This window comes from Cupriavidus sp. MEYA8 (assembly GCF_059278825.1).
In genome coordinates this window covers 1,685,574-1,702,729 of record NZ_CM181222.1, presented here as the reverse complement: position 1 = coordinate 1,702,729, position 17,156 = coordinate 1,685,574, and the positions used below count along the sequence as shown (strand labels likewise).

Here is a 17,156-nt window from a genome sequence, read left to right as displayed (position 1 = left end):
GATGAAGACAGCGATACGCGATGCCTGCCAGAGCCTGCGCCGCCATATCGAGCAGGCGCTGCGCGACGACCCGGACTTGTCGCCGTACTTCGATCCGGCCGACCCGATGCCGGACGCGATCGGCACCATGATCGTCTCGCTGGACACGCCGCAAGAGCTGGAAGAGCGCGATCGCGAAGGCCTGTCGCTGTGGCTCTACCTGGTCCAGCGCGAGGAATTCACGCTCAACCGCCCGCCCCGGCGCAGCGCCGCCGACCGCATCGAACATCGCCCGCTGCCGCTGCGCCTGCATTTCCTGGTCACGCCCCAGGTCGCGGATGAGCGCGAAGACGCCACCGACCTCGAGCACCTGATCCTGGGCAAGATCCTGCAGCTTTTCCACGACGACGCCAGCCTGAGCGGCGCGCGCCTGGCCGGCACGCTGGCCGGCTCCGGGCTGGAGTTCTTCGTGCGGCTGGAGCCGCTGTCGCTGGAGGAGATCACGCGCGTCTGGGACGCGCTCGACAAGCCCTACCAGCTTTGCGTGTCGTTCGAGATGAGCATCGTGCCGATCGCCTCGGGCCACGATCCGGAGCGGGTCACGCCGGTGGACTCGGTGCTGTCCGAACACGGCATCGCCAGCGTGCAGGAGCCGGCATGATGGACTGCCGCCCGGAAACCATCGGCGCCGCCACCTGGCACCTTTGCCCCGACCCGCTGCAGCCGGCGGGCGCAAGATTGCGCGCACTGGTACAGGCGCGGCTGATCGATGAGATCACGCAGCGGCCGGTGCAGGCCAGCCGGGTCGGCACGACCGACCGGCGCCTGGCCTTGCACGTGGCCCAGCGCATCACGCGCGATGGCCTGGCGGGTCTCGCCGGCTGGCCGGCCAGCGTCTTCCCGGCCCTGGCATCGGGCGCTGCCGCGATACCAATGCGGATCGAAGCCCACGGCTACCTGCCACTCGACCTCGACGGCACGCTCGGCCCGTTCCCCGCCTTCCCCGGCGACTTCACGGCGCTGGACCACGGCGATGTCTTCCTGCACCGGACCGGGGTCGCCTGCAAAGGCCGCGTCGTGCGGCGCGACACGGCGGCCAACTTGCCCCTGCCCGGCGCGACGGTGGAGATCGACGGCGTATGGCCGACCTATCCGCCCGCTGGCGTGATGCCTGCCGCGGTGATGGAACCGGCCAACCTGGTAGCGCTGTCGCCTGGGCTTTACCGCAGCCATGCGGTGGCCGCACTGGCGCGCTGCGACCTGGTCGAAGACCTGCCGCAGGCCAAGCGCCTGCTCCAGCCCGCCGCGCCGGGCGCGCGCCGGCTGCGGCTGGACAATCGCGACACACTGGCGCCCGGCATGCCGCTGGTGATCGACGCCGGCGATGCCGAACGCCGGGAAGTGATCGGCATCCATGCGGTCGATACCAGCCTGTCCGCCGACCAGCCGGCCTGGGTTGAACTCGACTACCCGCTCAGGCACCTGCACCGGCGCCAGGCGCAGGCAGTGCCCGCCAGCATCCCCGCCACGCACGACCCGCGCAACCTGTCGCGCGCGGCGCAGGCGGGCGACCCATGCGCCTTCCTGGCGGCGGCCGCGCCGTGGCCGGCGTTGTCGCTGGTGCAGGTCGACGACGGCGCCAACCCGCCCGAATACCAGCGCATCGAGCACTACGCCACCGCCGCCGACGCCGACGGCTATTTCCGCCTGCCGCGCATCTCGCGGCTGGCCCTGTTCCGGCTGCGCGCCACGCACCCCGCGCCGCCGCAACCGCTGCTGCTGACCATCGAGCCCGACTACGGGCTGGCCGAGCAGGTCCTGCCGGTGGCTTTCGAATGACGCGAATGAACTACGCCCTCCTGTTCCGTCCCGCAACCGCATAGGGGAACCAATATGCCCGAATATCTCGCACCCGGCGTCTACGTCGAGGAAACCCAGGCGAGCAACAAGCCGATCGAGGGGGTCAGCACCAGCACCACCGGGCTGGTCGGCGTGACCGAGCGCGGCCCGCTGAACGTGCCGCAGCTGGTCACCAGCTTCGGCGAGTTCCAGCGGCTGTTCGGCGGCATGCTGCCAGCGGACGAGTTCACCGGGCCGGGCGCACGCGTGCACAGCTACCTGCCACATGCGGTCGAGGGCTTTTTCCTCAACGGCGGCAAGCGCGCCTGGGTCACGCGCGTGCTGCCGGAGCAGGCCGAGCGCGCGCGGCGCGACCTGTTCCACCTCGACCTGGCCAATGCGGCCATCGGCGGCAGCGTACTGCTGCGCCCGGCACTGCAGGACACCGGCACGGCCATCAACCTGCCGCGCCTGTACGTGCTCGATCCCGGCAACTTCGGCGTCGGCGACTGGGTGCGCGTGGGTGACGGCAGCCGCGCCGACTACCGCCAGGTGCAGGCGCTGGGTGCGGCGCCGGCCCATACCGCGCTGACGCTGCCGCTGTATTTCTCGCACGCGGCCGGCGCGCCGACGCGCGATATCGCCGTCACCGTGAACGCCACGCTCAGCCCCTTCACGCTGCGCGACGACACCCGCGCCGGCGCCACCGAAGTGGTGCTCAGCGGCACCGCCGCGCTGATCACCACACTGCTGCCGCTGACGCACCAGCTGCTGCAGGTCGATGGTGCCGAGTACGTGTTTGCCGCCGCGGTGGTCGGGCTAAGTACGACCGAGGCCCGCGTGCTGCTGGAAACCCCGCTGCGGCTGCCGCATGCGCGCGGCGCGCAGGTCGACGGCCTCGACATCCCGGCCGGCGCCAACGTCAACCTGGACGTGGCGGCCAGCGCCGGCGGCCTGCTGCTGTTCGGGCCCGGCTTCAGCACCGCGGGCAACCTGGTGGTGGTCGGCGTGGGCAGCGCGCAGGAAGAAGTGCAGCGCGTCGGCACGCTGGCGCAGCTGCCGCTGGACGTGCCCGCCTACGCGCCTTACCCGGCCGGCACCATCGGCCAGCTGGTCACGCTGGACGACGACGCGCGCACGGTCGTGGACCTGCCGACCAATGTGGTGGTGCCGCTCGATACCGTGGCCGGCATGAGCGCCGGCATGACCTTCACCTTCGGCGCCAACAACCAGGTGGTGGCGGCGGTCAACCAGGCCCTCGGCCTGGTGCGCCTGGCCGCGCCGCTGCCAGGCCCGGCGCTGGCCGCCGGCGATGCCGTGCAGGTGGGCGCGATAGCGGCCAGCGTGGTGGCCTATCCGACCGAACGCGTGGTGCCGCTCGACAGCGTCAACGGCGTCGAGACCGGCATGACCTTCGACAATGCCGGCGATACCGCGCTGGTTGCGACCGTGCTGCCCGACCTGCGCGCGGTGGTGCTGGCGACCGCGCTGGCGGCGGCGCCTGCCGCCGGCACCGCGGTCACGGTCGGCGGCAATGCCAATACGGCGCAGTCCCTGCTGCGCCCCGACGTGATCCCGCTGGACGATGTCGACGGCCTGGCGCCCGGCATGTCGATCACCATCGGCGCCGATACCGGCACCATCAGCGCCGTCAACACCACGGTGGGCGCGGTCGCGCTTCAGGCCCCGCTGCCCGCGGCGCCCGCCGCAGGCGCCACCGCCAGCTTCGCGCTGCGCCACACCACCCAGGCCGCCGGCGCCGGCGCCGCGACGCTGGCGCTGGACAACCGCCTCGGCCTCGATGCCGGCGACGTGCTGCGCATCGGTGCATCTCCGGACGAGGAATACGTGACCATCGCGCGCATGCTGGGCGAGCGCGGCGTCTCGCCCGACGCCGGCGTGGTCCAGCTGGCGCACCCGCTGAGCGGGGGCCATGCCAGCGGCGTCGAGGTCGCGCGCCAGGACGTGGTGGTCGACACCACGCGCCAGCCGGCCACGCTGGTGCTGTCGCCCGCCGACGGCAGCGATCAATTGCTGGTTGGCGACGGCACCACCTATGGTGCGGTGCTGCCGGAAGTGGTCCGCTTCACCACCGCGGACGGCATTGCCTACTTCCACCGCCTCCACGGCGCCGCGGCCAATGCCAGCCCGCTGGAGATCGAACTGGACGACCGCCTCGACTTCAGCCACGCCGCGGGCGCGGTGGTGGCCGAGCGCAACCGGCTGTTCGCGGTGCAGGCGCTGGACGCCGGCGGCTGGGGCGACCGGCTGATGGTCGCCGCGGCGGACGAGGCCAGCAGCCTCGCGGCCAACGCCAATGTGCTGGCCGCCAACCCGCCGCCGGGGCCGGGCATGTTCTCGTCGCTGCAACTGGCCACGCTGACCGGCATCGAGCCCGGCACCATCCTGGAGCTGCTCGCACCCGACGGCGCGCCGGTGGCCGGCGCCCCGCTGCTGAAGGCGCGCGCGGTAGACCGCGCCAGCCGGCTGGTGCTGCTGGACCCGCCCGGGCTGCAGGCAGCACATATGAACGCCGTCAACAACGCGCTGATGGCCGGCCTCAACGCCCGTGTGCGCTCGCGCGAGTGGAGCCTGACGGTGCTGCTGCGCCAGCGCCCCGACCCCGCCGTACCCACGCGCAACGACAACCTGCTGGACCAGGAGAGCTTCCGCCAGCTGTCGATGGACCCGCGCCACAGCCGCTATTTCGAGCGCGTGATCGGCGCCACCTTCACGCCGGGAGCGCCCGCCGACGACGCCGGCAACCCGCTGCGGCGCTGGGACCGGCGCTCCGAAGGGGCGTCGCAATATATTCGCGTGCTGGACCTGGAGCCGGTGATCGCCAACCGCACCGCGATCCGGCTCGGGCCGGAGGCCTTGCTGGACGTGCTGCCTTCCGGCCTGGTGCGCCCCGCGCGCCTGCCGCTGTCCGGCGGCAGCGATGCCGTGCCGCTGATGGGTGATCCCATGTACGCCGGCACCGACAACAACGAGCCCGACCTGCGCACCGGCCTGCAGGCACTGAAAAACCCGCAGAACATCTCGCTGGTCGCGATTCCCGGCCAGACCACCGCGGCCCTGCAGCAGGCGCTGATCGACCAGTGCGAGGCGATGCGCTACCGCTTCGCCGTGCTCGACGGCCCGCCGCCCGACAACGACACGCTGGCCGACGTGCAGGACCTGCGCAGCCGCTACGACTCGCGCTACGCCGCGGTCTACCACCCGTGGCTGACCATTCCCGACCCGTTCCCGCAGAGCCTGGCCAACCTGCGGCAGGTGCCGATTCCCCCGTCCGGACACATGCTCGGCATCTATGCCCGCGTGGACAACGAGCGCGGGGTGCACAAGGCGCCGGCCAATGAAGTCGTGCGCGGCATCAGCGGGCTGACGCGCTACTTCAGCAAGGGCGAGCAGGACATCCTCAACCCGTATCCGGCCAATATCAACGTGGTGCGCGACTTCCGGCCCAACAACCGCGGCCTGCGCGTGTGGGGCGCGCGCTGCATCACCTCCGAGAGCGAGTTCAAGTACCTGAACGTGCGCCGCCTGCTGATCTTCCTGGAAGACTCGATCGACCGCGGCATGCAGTGGGTGGTGTTCGAGCCCAACGCCGAAGAGCTGTGGGCGCGCGTGCGGCGCAGCATCACCAACTTCCTGACCACGGTGTGGCGCAACGGCGCGCTGGAAGGCACCACGCCCGAGCAAGGCTTCTTCGTCAAGTGCGACCGCACCACCATGACCCGCGACGACATCGACAACGGGCGCCTGATCGTGGTGATCGGGGTGGCGCCGGTCAAGCCGGCCGAGTACGTGATCATCCGCATCGGCCTGTGGACGGCCGACGCGGAGCAATAAGCGAACAATGAGCGAAAGCCGAGGAGCAAGGCCATGGCCGCCACCGACATCCGCATCGATCCCTTCCCGGTCTTCAACTTCCGCGTCGAGCTGGACGGACTGATCGTGGCCTCGTTCAGCGAGGTCAGCGGCCTGACCGCCGACGGCGACGCGATCGACTACCGCGAGGGCAAGGACCCCACCAACAACGTGCGCAAGCTGCAGGGGCTGCGCAAGTACACGCCGCTGATGTTCAAGCGCGGCTACGTGCAGGACGACACGCTGTGGCAGTGGTACCGCCATATCGCCGACGGCGCCAACGAGCGCCGCAACGGCAGCGTGATCCTGATGAACGAGGCCCACCGCGACGTGCTGAGCTGGAACTTCGTCAACGCGTGGATCAACAAGATCGAGGGGCCCAGCCTGACCGCCACCGGCAACCAGGTGGCCGTGGAAAGCATGGAGCTGCACCACGAGGGCCTGACCATCGAGATCATCAGCACCGCGCCCTGAACGGAACCGCAACCCCAGCACCGGAGACCGCCATGCGCCACGGCATGCCCGCCGTCAGCATCGAACGGACCGACGCCGCCAGCGACGGGCCGGTGGTGCTGCGCACCGACATCGCCGCGTTTATCGGGCTGGCCGAGCGCGGCCCGCTCGATACGCCGGTGGCAGTGGAATCGTGGCGGCAGTTCCAGGCGCACTTCGGGCGCCCGTTCGGCAGCGCCTACCTGGCGTGGGCGGTGCGCGGCTTCTTCGACAACGACGGCCTGCGCTGCTGGGTCGTGCGCGTGGCCGCGCGGCAGTTTGGCGACGATGGCAACGAGGCCGCGCCGGGCGGCGGCGCACGCAGCGCCGGCGTGCTGCTGGCGGACACCGCGGGCGTGCCGCGCTGGCGGCTGTCGGCCACCTCTCCCGGCAGCTGGGGCAACGAACTCAGCATAGCGTGGCGCCGCGAGCGGCCGCTGACGCAGCGCGCCTTGTCGGCCGACAGCACCAGTGCACGGCTGGCCGCCGTGGCCGGCTTTGCACCCGGTGAGCTGGTGCGGCTGGCGCAGCCGGCGGCGAGCGCGCATCGCGTGCTGGTGCATGTCGACGCGGCGGCGGGCAAGCTCTACTGGGTCCATCCCGATCCGCGCCAGCGCGGCGCCGACCAGCTCGCCTGGAGCGCGCTGGACCCTGCCCAGCCGCTCATGGTGGAGCGTGTCGCCTACACGCTCGACGTCTGGCGGCGCGACGCCTTTGCCGCGCAATACCCCGACCTGCACCCGTCGCCGCGGCACCCGCGCTACTTCGGCACCGTGCTGGCGCCGGCATATGGCAGCGGGGCCGAACGGCTGCGCCTGCCGCCGGTGAATCCCGGCGCCCTGCCCGTGCCGCCCGGACTGGTCGAGATCGCTGGCCTTGCCCCCGCGCTGCCGCCGTTGCCCCTGGCGGCAGCGTCCGGCGAGCGGCTGCCGCTTGCGTCCGGCGCCGACGGCCTGGCCGCGCTGACCGCCAGCGACTTCCTCGGAGAGCCGTACTCGCCGCGCGACAGCGACTTCGCCCGACTACGCAAGGCGCGCGGCCTGCAGGCGCTGGCGGAGATCGACGAAATCTCGCTGGTGGCCGCGCCCGACATCCTGATCCGGCCGCAGCCGGACCCCGACTACGAGCCGCTGCCGCCTGATGCCGCCAATCCCTGCCTCGCCTGCCCGCCGCCCGCGCCGCCGCGCCGCGTGCACCAGCCGCGCGCCGTCGCCGAGCTGCCGCCGGTCTTTGCCGAGGCCGACATCCTGCGCGTGCAGGCCGCGCTGATCGCCGACTGCGATGCGCGTGGCGACCGCTTTGCCGTGCTGTCCGCGCCGTTCGAGCGCGCCACCAGCCGCGCCCGCGGTATCCGCGCGCTGGCCGAATGGCGCCGCATGCTGGTCGAGCAGCAGCCCGCCCGCGCCGCCGCGCTGTACGCGCCGTGGCTGGCGGTGGCCGAGAACGACGGCGCCGCGCCACCCGTTGCCGGCAGCGTCGCCGGCGTCAGGATCGTGCCTGCCTGCGGCCACGTTGCCGGTGCCATCGCCAGTACCGACCTGGCGCTCGGCGTGATGCGGGCGCCGGCCAATGTGCCGGTGCAGCGCGTGGTCGACGTGCACAGCGCGGTCAACGATGCCCAGCATGGCGAACTCAACGATGCCGGCGTCAACGTGCTGCGCGCCGAATTCGGCCGCGCGCCGATGCTGCTGGGCGCGCGCACCGTCAGCGACGAACCGGAATGGCGCTATGTCAGCACCGTGCGCATGCTGATCGCGCTCAGGCGGGCCTGCGACATCGCGCTGCGCTGGGCCGTGTTCGAGCCCAACGACGCGCCCACGCGCGCCGCCGTGGCCACCACGCTGATCGCCATCCTGACGCTGTTCTGGCAGCGCGGCGCCTTTGCCGGCGCCACCGCGGCGGAATCGTTCTTCGTGCGCTGCCAGGAGGACCCCACCGAAGACACCACCAACGCCGACGCGCGCGAGCACGGCCAGCTGATCGCGCTGGTCGGCATCGCGCCGGTGGCGCCGGCCGAGTTCATCGTGCTGCGCGTGGGCAGGCAGGACAACCTGCCGGTGTTTTCGCTGTTCGAACGCAAGGAGTTCGCATGAGCCTCGCCACCCGCCGCGACCCGCTGCTCGGCTTCAACTTCCTGGTCACGCTGTATGACTCGACCGCTTCCACCGGTTCGGCGGTGACACGGATCGCCCTGTCGCCGCTGATGCCTGCGCCGGTGGCCGGCTTCAGCGAATGCAGCGGACTGGAGATGACGATGGAAACCGACGACTACATGGAGGGCGGTCTCAACGGCACCGTGCTCAAGTTCCCCAAGCGCATCCGCAACACCGAGATCGTGCTGCGCCACGGCGTGACCAGGAGCACCGAGCTGTTCGACTGGTTCTACGCCTTCACGGCGGGCGCCGGCAAGCGCAAGGACGGCCTGATCACGCTGTGCGACGCGCGCCACAAGCCGCACACGGTATGGGGCTTCCGCCGCGGCCTGCCGACCAGGTACAGCGGGCCGCAACTCAATGCCCAGCAGAGCGCGGTGGCGGTCGAAGCCGTCACCATCACCCACGAAGGCCTCTACCAGCTGGGCGGCGCGGCCGCGCTGGCCGGCGCCATCGGCGAGGCCGCCGGAGCCATCGGGAGCCTGTTTTGAGCGACGTCATCATCGAAAGCGTGGTCAGCCGCGTGCGCATCGTCGACGGTGCCGGCGGGTTGTCCGAGCAGACCGTGCGCAGCATCGTCGCGGCGATCCTGCCCGCGGTACAGCAGATGCTGGCGCATCAGCGCCAGGTGTCCAGCGAGACTTCGACCGGCAATGGATACCTCGACTGGATGGAAGGCGAGACCGGTTCCGGCGGACCTGACGGAGCAACGCCATGACGATACCGGCCAAGGGCAAGTTCAAGGTGCGGGTGGGGCCCAAGCCTTCCGACACCATCAGCTACCCGGTGCAGTTCAACCCCACCGAGCTGCAGTTCGACAAGCAGGTGCAGATGGCGGAGATCGGCATTCCCGGGCTGGATGCGCCATTGCAGCAGTTCGTGCGCGGCAATGCCGAGAAGCTGACGCTGGAGCTGTTCTGCGACAGCACCGACAAGGGCATGGGCATCGGCGCGCAGTCGGTGACGAAAGAAGCCGACAAGTACTACCAGCTGGTCAAGATGATCCCGGCGCTGCATGCGCCGCCGGTGGTCACCTTCATCTGGAACGACCAGTTTCCCGGCAACGAGGTCGGCAAGGCCTGGGGCGGCAGCCAGCGGCGCACCAGCTTCACCGGCGTGGCCGAGAGCGTGCGCAGCCGCTTCACGTTGTTCAGCCCCGAAGGCATCCCGCTGCGCGCCACGGTCAACCTGGTGTTGCGCGAGTGGCGCCCGATCGAGCAGCAGCTCGGCAAGCAGAACCCGAGCTCGCCCGACCGCAGCCACGCCCACGTGCTGCGCCGTGGCGACACCCTCAGCGCGGTCGCGGGCGACTACTACGAGCGCGCCGGCGAGTGGCGCGCCATTGCCGACGAGAACGGCATCGAGGACCCGCGCCGGCTGGCGGCGGGATTGCGGCTGACGGTGCCGTCGATCCGCTAGGGGCGATGCCATGGGCGCGAGCGAATACCTGACCCTTGCCGGCGAATCCGCCCGCAGCGAAATGGGTGGCCTGCGCGTGCCGCGCTTCGAGCTGACCATCGACGGCGTGCGGCCGGAGAACAGCGTGCTGCGCGACATCGTCGACATCACCTACCGCGACAACATCGACCAGATCGACGGCTTCGAGCTGACCGTCGGCAACTGGGATCCGGCGCGGCGCCGCTACAAGTACATCGGCTCGGAAGACAGCAAGAGCGCGGCCGATGCCACGCTGCATGAGCTGGAGACGCTGTTCGAGCCCTGCTCCAAGGTGGTCCGCATCAGGATGGGCTACGCCAGCGAACTGGTGGAGATGCTGACCGGCAACTTCACCACCATGGAGCCGACCTTCTCCACCGGCGGCCCGCACACGCTGGCGGTGCGCGGCCTGAACCGGCTGCACCGGCTGCGGCGCAAGCGCTATGACGGCAACTGGCACGACACCACCGACAGCGCCATCGCCCGCAGCTTCGACGGCCTGACGGACCCCGACTGGCGCAACAGCGGCCAGGACGCACGCCGCATCCCGATGCCGATCCGCACCGACCCCGACAACGAACCGCCGCTGGTCTTCGTCGGCCAGAAGAATGAATACGACATCGATTTCCTGTGGCGGCGCGCGCGGCTGCGCGGCTACGTGGTAACGATCGAGCAGGACCCTGCCGACGGCAGCGACAGGCTCTACTTTGGCCCGTCCACCAAGGGCGGGCCCAGGCCCTACCGGCTCGACTGGGGTGCCGGCCTGGTGGACCTGAAGGCCACCCTGACCACCGCCAACCAGGTCAAGAAGGTGACTGTGCGCGGCTGGGACCGCGCCGGCCAGCGCGCCATCGAGGAAACCGCCGACCTGGAAGACCCGCGCTTCCTGCGGCGCAACCCGCGCCTGCTGGAGATCGTCAGGCAGTGCGACCCGCGCGAGGAACGCGTGGTCACGCGCCCGGTATCGACCCGCAACGAGGCCCGGCGGCTCGCGCTCGACATCCTCACCGGCCACGCGCAGGAACTGGTGAAGGTGCAGGCCAGCGTGGTCGGCCTGCCGCGGCTGCGCGCCGGCTCGCACGTCAGCATCCAGGGCATCGGCGCGCGGCTCTCGGGCGAGTTCTTCGTCACCGAGACCACGCACACGATCAACACCAGCGGCTATGTCACCCGCTTCACCGCGCGCCGGGAAGACCCGGACACCGGGTTGCAACTCGCCCCCGGAGGAGGCACACCATGAACCGCAGCGAACGCAGTGCAGGCATCGTCATCGGCAAGGTGATCGCGGTACGCGACCCGGAGCGCCTGGGCCGCATCCAGGTCAACTACCCGTGGCTGTCCGGACCGGAGCAGCGCTGGGTGCCGGTGGCCGCGCCGATGGCCGGCGGCGACCGCGGCGCGTTCTTCATGCCTGAGGTGGACGACGAGGTGATCCTCGCCTTCGACCAGGGCATGTGGGACCACCCCTATGTGATCGGCTTCCTGTGGAACCCGCGGCAGCGGCCGCCGTCCTCCGACGAGCGCCAGCGCATGATCCGCTCGCGCAACGGGCATGCGCTGCGCATGGTCGACTCCACGCCGGTGGCCGGCAACAAGGGCGCGCTGATCATCGAGGACGCGCACGGCAATACCGTGGTGATGACCAACACGCATATCAGCATCAACACGCGCGGCGCGCTGGCGATCAACGCGGTCGGCAGCATCACCATCAACGACCGGCTGGTGCGGCCCGCCGGCGGGCCGATCTGAAGGCTGGCCCTGCCGGCTGGCCCTACCGACGCAGACCACACCGCGAGGCAAGCATGGACGTCCCGATCGAGGTACCGCTGCCCGAATCCCTGCAGAAGGCGCTGCAGAAGCCGGTCTGCATCCCGCTGCCCAAGCCCGGCAGCGCGCAGATCCAGCTGCCCACCGGCGGCACGCTCAAGGGAATCGTCGATATCACCAAGGGCATTCCGGACGACTGCTCGCTCAACTTCTCGCTGGTGCTGCAACTGGCGCCGGTGATGGCGAGCATCGAATGCCTGGTCAAGGTGCTCAAGCTGATCAAGCCGCTGATCGACGTGGTCAAGGCGCTGGGCCCGCCCGACCCGCCCACGCTGATCAAGGTGGTGCCGGAGTTCCTGCAGGCGGCCGAGGCGGTGCTGCCCTGCCTGGCGGTGCCAACGCCCGTGGTGATGATCCCGTTCGTGCGCGACGTGCTGCTGCTCATCATCAAGCTGCTCAGGTGCATCATCGGCCAGCTCAAGAGCGTCCTGGCGCTGATGGGCGGTCTGGCGCTGCAGATCTCGTCGGCGCAGGCCGAGGGCAACAGCGAGCTGATGGCCGCGCTGGAATGCGCGCAGGCCAACGCCAATGCCTCGGCCCAGCACATGATGTCGGCAATCGACCCGGTGCTGGTGCTGCTGTCGCTGGCCGAGCCCTTCATGGGCATTGCCGGGGTCGATCCTATCAAGACGCCGACCATCGGCGCGGCCGAGGACATCGAGAGCCTGCAGAACGTGGTCACCACGCTCGACGAGCTGACCAAGGCGCTGCAGCTCGTCGCCGACGCGCTGGGAGGCTGAGATGGCACAGGACTTCCTCGGCACCGGCTTTGCCTTCCCGCTCTCGGTCACGCCGCGCGGCAAGCTGGCGCTGGCGCGCGCCGGGCAGCGCATCGAAGAATCGATCTACCTGATCCTGGGCACGCGGCTGGGCGAGCGCCTGATGATGCCGGCGTTCGGCTGCGCCATCCACGACCTGCTGTTCGCGCCCAACGACCCCATCACGCGCACCGAGGCGGTCGACGCGGTGCGCGAGGCGCTGGCGCTGTGGGAGGCGCGCATCGACGTGCTGGCCGTGACGGCCGACTTCGACCCCGCGCAGCCCAGCCTGCTGCTGATCCGCGTCGACTACCGCATCCGCGCCAACAACGCGCTGGCCAACCTGGTGTACCCGTTCTACATCAACGAATCCTACGTCTAGGGCCAGGATCATGCCGCTCAGGAACGAATACCCGGTGATCGACGACAGGCGCTACGCCGACCTGGTGGCCGAGGCGCGGGCGCGCATCCCGCGCTACACGTCGGAGTGGGACGACGTCAACGACAACGAGCCCGGCATGGCGGTGGTGCAGCTGATGGCCTGGATGAGCGACCTGCTGCTGGCGCGGCTGGGACGCGTGCCCAAGCTGAACTACCTGAAGTTCCTGGAGCTGCTCGGCATCGAGCTGCTGCCGGCGCGGCCGGCGCGCGCCGAGCTGAGCTTCCCGGTGCAGGCGACCTACGCCGAGCCGACGCTGATCGTGCCGCTGCACACGCAGGTCGCTGCCGAGGTGCCGGGCGAAGACCGGCCCGTGGTGTTCGAGACCGAGAAGGCACTGGTCGCGCTCAGCGCCCGGCTCGATGCGGTGCAGGTCGACCTCGGCCTGCAGACCACCGACGTCAGCGCCGCCAACGCGGAGGTCCAGGCCGGCTTCCTCGCCTTCGGGCCGGCGGTACGGACAGGCAATGCGCTGATGCTGGGATTCGACTCCCCGCTGGACTTCCCCAGCGTGCCGATCGACCTGGCGGTGTGGATCGCCCGGCGCGATGCGCGCGCGCCCTTCTATGTCGACAGCCCGCTGGCCACCGCGCCGCCGGCGACGCTCGCGTGGGAATACTGGAACGGCAAGGACTGGTACCCGCTCGACACGCTGCGCGACGACACCGCCGCCTTCACCCGCAGCGGCCATGTGCTGCTCGGCGCCGCGCCCCGCAACGGCCCGCAGCGCGCGGTGCTGGGCAAGGTGGCCGCGCCGCGCTACTGGCTGCGCGCGCGGCTGGCCGGCGGCGCCTACCAGCGCCCGCCGCGGCTGCTGGCGGTGCGCACCAACACGGTCCCGGCGATCGCCGCGCAATCGGTCGATGCCGAGATCGCCGGGCGCAGCACCGGCATGCCCGACCAGGTGTTCCAGCTCGCCCAGCACCCGGTGCTGGCCGGCAGCCTGGCGCTTGAAGTCGACGAAGGCGACGGCTTGCAGCCGTGGCAGGAGGTGGCGGACTTCCTGGCATCCGGGCCGGACGACGCGCACTACGTGCTCAACCGCACCACCGGCGAGATCCGCTTCCACGGCATCGGCGGCCGCATCCCGGTGGCCAACCCGAACCGCCCCGCCAATATCGTCGCGCGGCGCTACCGCGTGGGCGGCGGCGCGCACGGCAATGTCGGTGCCGGGCTGATCGCCACGCTGCGCGGCAGCCTGCCGGGCATCGACACCGAGGGCGTCGGCAACCTGTTCCCGGCCTTCGGCGGTGCCGATGAAGAGACGCTGGAGGCCGCGCGCGAACGTGCCGCGGCCACGCTGAAGAGCCACGAGCGCGCCGTCACCCGCGACGACTTCGAGCTGCATGCGCGGCAGGTCGGCGGCGTAGCGCGCGCGCGGGCGCTGCCGCTGTTCCATCCGTCCTTCCCCAATGTGGAAGTGCCCGGCGTGGTCAGCGTGGTGGTCGTGCCCGAGGCCAGCAACCCGCAGCAGCCGCTGGACGACCCCGCGCCGCAGCCCACCGAAGGCCTGCTGCGCGAGGTCTGCGCGCAGCTGGACCAGCGCCGCCTGGCCACCACCGAACTCTATGTGCTGGCACCGGCCTACCGGCTGCTCCGGCTCTCCGCCACGCTCACCGTGGCCGGCGCTGCCGACCTGGCCGCGGTCAAGCAGGCCGCGCTGCTGGCGCTGCGGCGCTACTTCCATCCGCTGGTCGGCGGCGAAGACAGCAAGCCGGATGCCGACGGCAGCGGCTGGCCGTTCGGCGGCGACATCAACTACTCGCGCGTGGTGCAGCGGCTGCTGCTGGCCGGCGTGATCAGCGTGGACGACCTGCTGTTCCGGCTCGACGACACCGACTACCCGGCCTGCACCAATGTCCCGGTCGGCGGCGGCGCGCTGTTGCGGCTGGCCGACGACTCCCTGGCGCTCAGCGTCCGCTACGAGGCCAGCGAGGTGGATGCATGACCCAGCCCTGCACCTTGCCCGCCGCCACGGCACCGGCGGGGCCAGCCTCGCACGCGCCCTACCTGCCACCGGTACCGCGCCCGCCGCACGATCCCCTGACGCTGGTGCTCAACGGACAACTCGGCTGGCAGGCGCTGCCCGGCAAGCCGCCGGCCGTGCCGGCCGCCACCATCGGCCCGCTGGGTCAATGCGGCGCGCTGACGCTGCTGCCGCTGCCGGGTTCCGGCCGCACGCTGCCGGAAGCCAGCGGCAGCTTTGGCGGGCTGGTGCTGCCACGGCATATGGCGCTGGCCACGCTCGGGCCTTGCCAGCAGGCGCTGTTGCTGTTCGATGCCACGGGCCGGCGCCTGCTGCGCTTCGACCCATGCGCCTGCGTGTTCACCGACGCCTTCTGCCTGCGCCCGCAGGATCCTCGGCTGCCCTCGGGCCCGGCCACTCTGGCCGCGAGCTGCGGGCGTCTCTACCTGGCCGATCCTGCCACGCGCCGCGTGGTCGTGCTCAACGCAGCCACCGGCGCGGCACGCGGCGTGTGGCGCGCACCGCTGGCCACGCCACCGTGCGATGCCGGCAGCCGGCTCGACGACTGGCAGCCCGCGGCGCTGGCGGTGGCGCCCAACGGCGATATCTGGGTCGGCGACCGCATGCACGGCCTGCTGCTGCGCTTTGCCGCGTCCGGCTGCGTACTGGAGCGCCATAACGGCTTCGGCGCCGTCGCCGCGCTGGCCCCCACCTGCGACGGCAGCCTGCTGGTCGCCACGGATGGCGCCGAGGCGGTGGTGTTCTACGATCCCGCCACGCGCAGGCGTCTCGATCCGCCGCTGCGCCCGGCCGACCTCGCCGGCGCCTTCGCGCCGCTGCCGCTGACGGTGCATGCCGACGGCTCGGTCGACCTGTCCGCGCTATGCAGCCCGCCATGCGCCGCGCCGTGCGTGTTCGACCCGTCCGGCACGCTGCTGGACGCGCCGCCCGACGATCCACCCGATGCCTGGCCCTCCACCGGCACGTGGCACTCGCAGGCGCTCGACAGCGGCATCTCGGAGTGCATGTGGGACCGCATCGTCCTTGGCGCCACGCTGCCCGCGCATACCCGGCTTGCCATCGACGTGCTCACCGCCGAAACCGCGCTGCAAGCGTCAGACCTGTTCGAGAGCGGCGACTGGCAGCCCGCGCTGGCGCTGCATCCCGAGCCTGAAGGCGCCACCGCCTTCGACGGCATCGACTACATGCTGCGGGCCCGCCCCGGCCGCTTCCTGTGGCTGCGTTTGCGGCTGGACGGCAACGGCGCGGCGACGCCGTCGCTGGCCTGCGTGGCGATCGATTTCCCGCGCATCAGCTGGCGCCGCTACCTGCCGGCGATCTTCGGCGCCGAGCCGGTCAGCGCCGAATTCACGGACCGCTGGCTGGCGCTGTTCGACCGCCAGTTCCGCGACATCGAACGGCAGATCGACACACAGGCGCGCTTGTTCGACCCGAATTCGGCGCCTGCCGGCGGGCACCAGGATTTCCTCGGCTTCCTGGCCGGCTGGCTCGGCCTGGGCAGCGGCCTGTCGGCGCTGCCGCTGGCCCGGCAGCGCGCGTTCATCAAGCATGCGGCGCGGGCATTTGCCTGGCGCGGCACGCCGCGCGGGCTGACGCACACGCTCTACCTCTTTCTCGGCCTGCAGCGCTGGTGCGGATACAGCGCCGGCGCGGCGCCCTGCGTACCGTGCGCCAGCGACATTCCCGAACGCTTCCGCTGGCGCCCACCGCGGCTGCTGCTGGAGCACTACATCCTGCGGCGCTGGCTGTTCCTGGGATTCGGCCGGCTGTCCGACAACGCGCGCCTGTGGGGCGAGCGCATCGTCAACCGCAGCCGGCTGGGCGCGGGCGCGCCGCCGGCGGCGATGCCAGGCTGCCCGCTGCCGGGCCGTGCCGGCAGCGAAGGCGGCGATGACTGCGAGCCGTGCGTCGGTGCCGTCCATGCCGGCCGGCACGGCGCCGCCAGCCCGGACGAAAGCGCGCGTCTCGGCGTCACCCAGCTCAAGACCGCGCAGGACCCGTGGCGCGATCCCTTCCATGTCTATGCGCACAAGCTGTCGGTGTTTGTGCCCGCGGCGTGCGTGCGCGATCCGGCGCTGGCACGCGCGCTGGCACAACTGCTCAAGGCCGAGGTGCCGGCCCACGTGCAAGCCACGCTGGTGCCGGTGGAGCCGCGCTTCCGCATCGGCGTGCAGGCCATGCTGGGGCTGGATGCCGTGATCGGCTACCGCGCCGCGCCGGCCGCGCTGGATGCGATGCGGCTGGGACGCGGCACCGTGCTGGGCGGCGCCGACCGCGACGGCGGCGCGCGCGCCTTGCGTGTGGGCACGCGGCGCGTGGGGATGGACACCACCATGCAGTAATGGCTGTAGCTGGCCACCAGAGCGGATCAA

At 71.2% G+C, this 17,156-nt stretch carries 14 protein-coding genes; all 14 read left to right on the top strand.

The window, feature by feature from the left end; translation table 11 throughout:
* Position 1: 1 nt before the first annotated feature.
* From AC5WJ1_RS24865 to AC5WJ1_RS24800, 14 genes are read left to right on the top strand one after another with little or no spacing between them, the layout of a single operon-like run.
* Positions 2–640, top strand: coding sequence for a Pvc16 family protein (locus tag AC5WJ1_RS24865; RefSeq protein ID WP_133095679.1), 639 nt, complete (start codon positions 2–4; stop codon positions 638–640).
* The gene (locus AC5WJ1_RS24860) at positions 637–1,818 is read left to right on the top strand and encodes a hypothetical protein (protein ID WP_135703019.1); all 1,182 of its coding nucleotides are present in this window, start codon (positions 637–639) and stop codon (positions 1,816–1,818) included. Before AC5WJ1_RS24865 ends, AC5WJ1_RS24860 begins: the two co-directional genes overlap by 4 nt.
* A 54-nt stretch (positions 1,819–1,872) precedes the next feature.
* On the top strand, positions 1,873–5,673 hold the full coding sequence (locus AC5WJ1_RS24855) for a phage tail sheath C-terminal domain-containing protein (protein WP_494476635.1): 3,801 nt from the start codon (positions 1,873–1,875) through the stop codon (positions 5,671–5,673).
* Between the two features lie 33 nt (positions 5,674–5,706).
* Positions 5,707–6,165: a phage tail protein gene (locus AC5WJ1_RS24850; protein WP_133095682.1), complete on the top strand. Its 459-nt coding sequence runs from the start codon at positions 5,707–5,709 to the stop codon at positions 6,163–6,165.
* Positions 6,166–6,197: 32 nt separating this feature from the next.
* Positions 6,198–8,276, top strand: coding sequence for a phage tail sheath C-terminal domain-containing protein (locus AC5WJ1_RS24845; protein ID WP_195426977.1), 2,079 nt, complete (start codon positions 6,198–6,200; stop codon positions 8,274–8,276).
* Positions 8,273–8,827 carry a phage tail protein gene (locus AC5WJ1_RS24840; RefSeq protein WP_133095684.1) on the top strand — a complete coding sequence of 185 codons (555 nt, stop codon included), beginning with the start codon at positions 8,273–8,275 and terminating at the stop codon, positions 8,825–8,827. The genes AC5WJ1_RS24845 and AC5WJ1_RS24840 overlap by 4 nt, the downstream gene beginning before the upstream one ends.
* Entirely contained in the window at positions 8,824–9,054 is a 231-nt protein-coding gene (locus AC5WJ1_RS24835; protein ID WP_133095685.1) for a hypothetical protein, read from the top strand. The genes AC5WJ1_RS24840 and AC5WJ1_RS24835 overlap by 4 nt, the downstream gene beginning before the upstream one ends.
* A complete protein-coding gene (locus AC5WJ1_RS24830) occupies positions 9,051–9,755 on the top strand; it encodes a CIS tube protein (RefSeq protein WP_434034483.1) in 705 nt (234 codons plus the stop codon). The genes AC5WJ1_RS24835 and AC5WJ1_RS24830 overlap by 4 nt, the downstream gene beginning before the upstream one ends.
* A gap of 10 nt (positions 9,756–9,765) precedes the next feature.
* Positions 9,766–11,013, top strand: a complete 1,248-nt coding sequence (locus AC5WJ1_RS24825; protein WP_135703023.1) for a phage late control D family protein — start codon at positions 9,766–9,768, stop codon at positions 11,011–11,013.
* A complete protein-coding gene (locus AC5WJ1_RS24820; RefSeq protein WP_135703024.1) occupies positions 11,010–11,522 on the top strand; it encodes a phage baseplate assembly protein V in 513 nt (170 codons plus the stop codon). Before AC5WJ1_RS24825 ends, AC5WJ1_RS24820 begins: the two co-directional genes overlap by 4 nt.
* A 53-nt stretch (positions 11,523–11,575) precedes the next feature.
* Entirely contained in the window at positions 11,576–12,340 is a 765-nt protein-coding gene (locus AC5WJ1_RS24815; protein WP_135703025.1) for a hypothetical protein, read from the top strand.
* Position 12,341: 1 nt separating this feature from the next.
* On the top strand, positions 12,342–12,740 hold the full coding sequence (locus AC5WJ1_RS24810) for a GPW/gp25 family protein (RefSeq protein WP_434034482.1): 399 nt from the start codon (positions 12,342–12,344) through the stop codon (positions 12,738–12,740).
* Positions 12,741–12,750: 10 nt separating this feature from the next.
* Positions 12,751–14,745, top strand: a complete 1,995-nt coding sequence (locus AC5WJ1_RS24805; RefSeq protein ID WP_195426975.1) for a putative baseplate assembly protein — start codon at positions 12,751–12,753, stop codon at positions 14,743–14,745.
* Complete coding sequence (locus AC5WJ1_RS24800) at positions 14,742–17,126, top strand: hypothetical protein (protein WP_494476634.1); 2,385 nt, start codon at positions 14,742–14,744, stop codon at positions 17,124–17,126. The genes AC5WJ1_RS24805 and AC5WJ1_RS24800 overlap by 4 nt, the downstream gene beginning before the upstream one ends.
* Positions 17,127–17,156 lie beyond the last annotated feature (30 nt).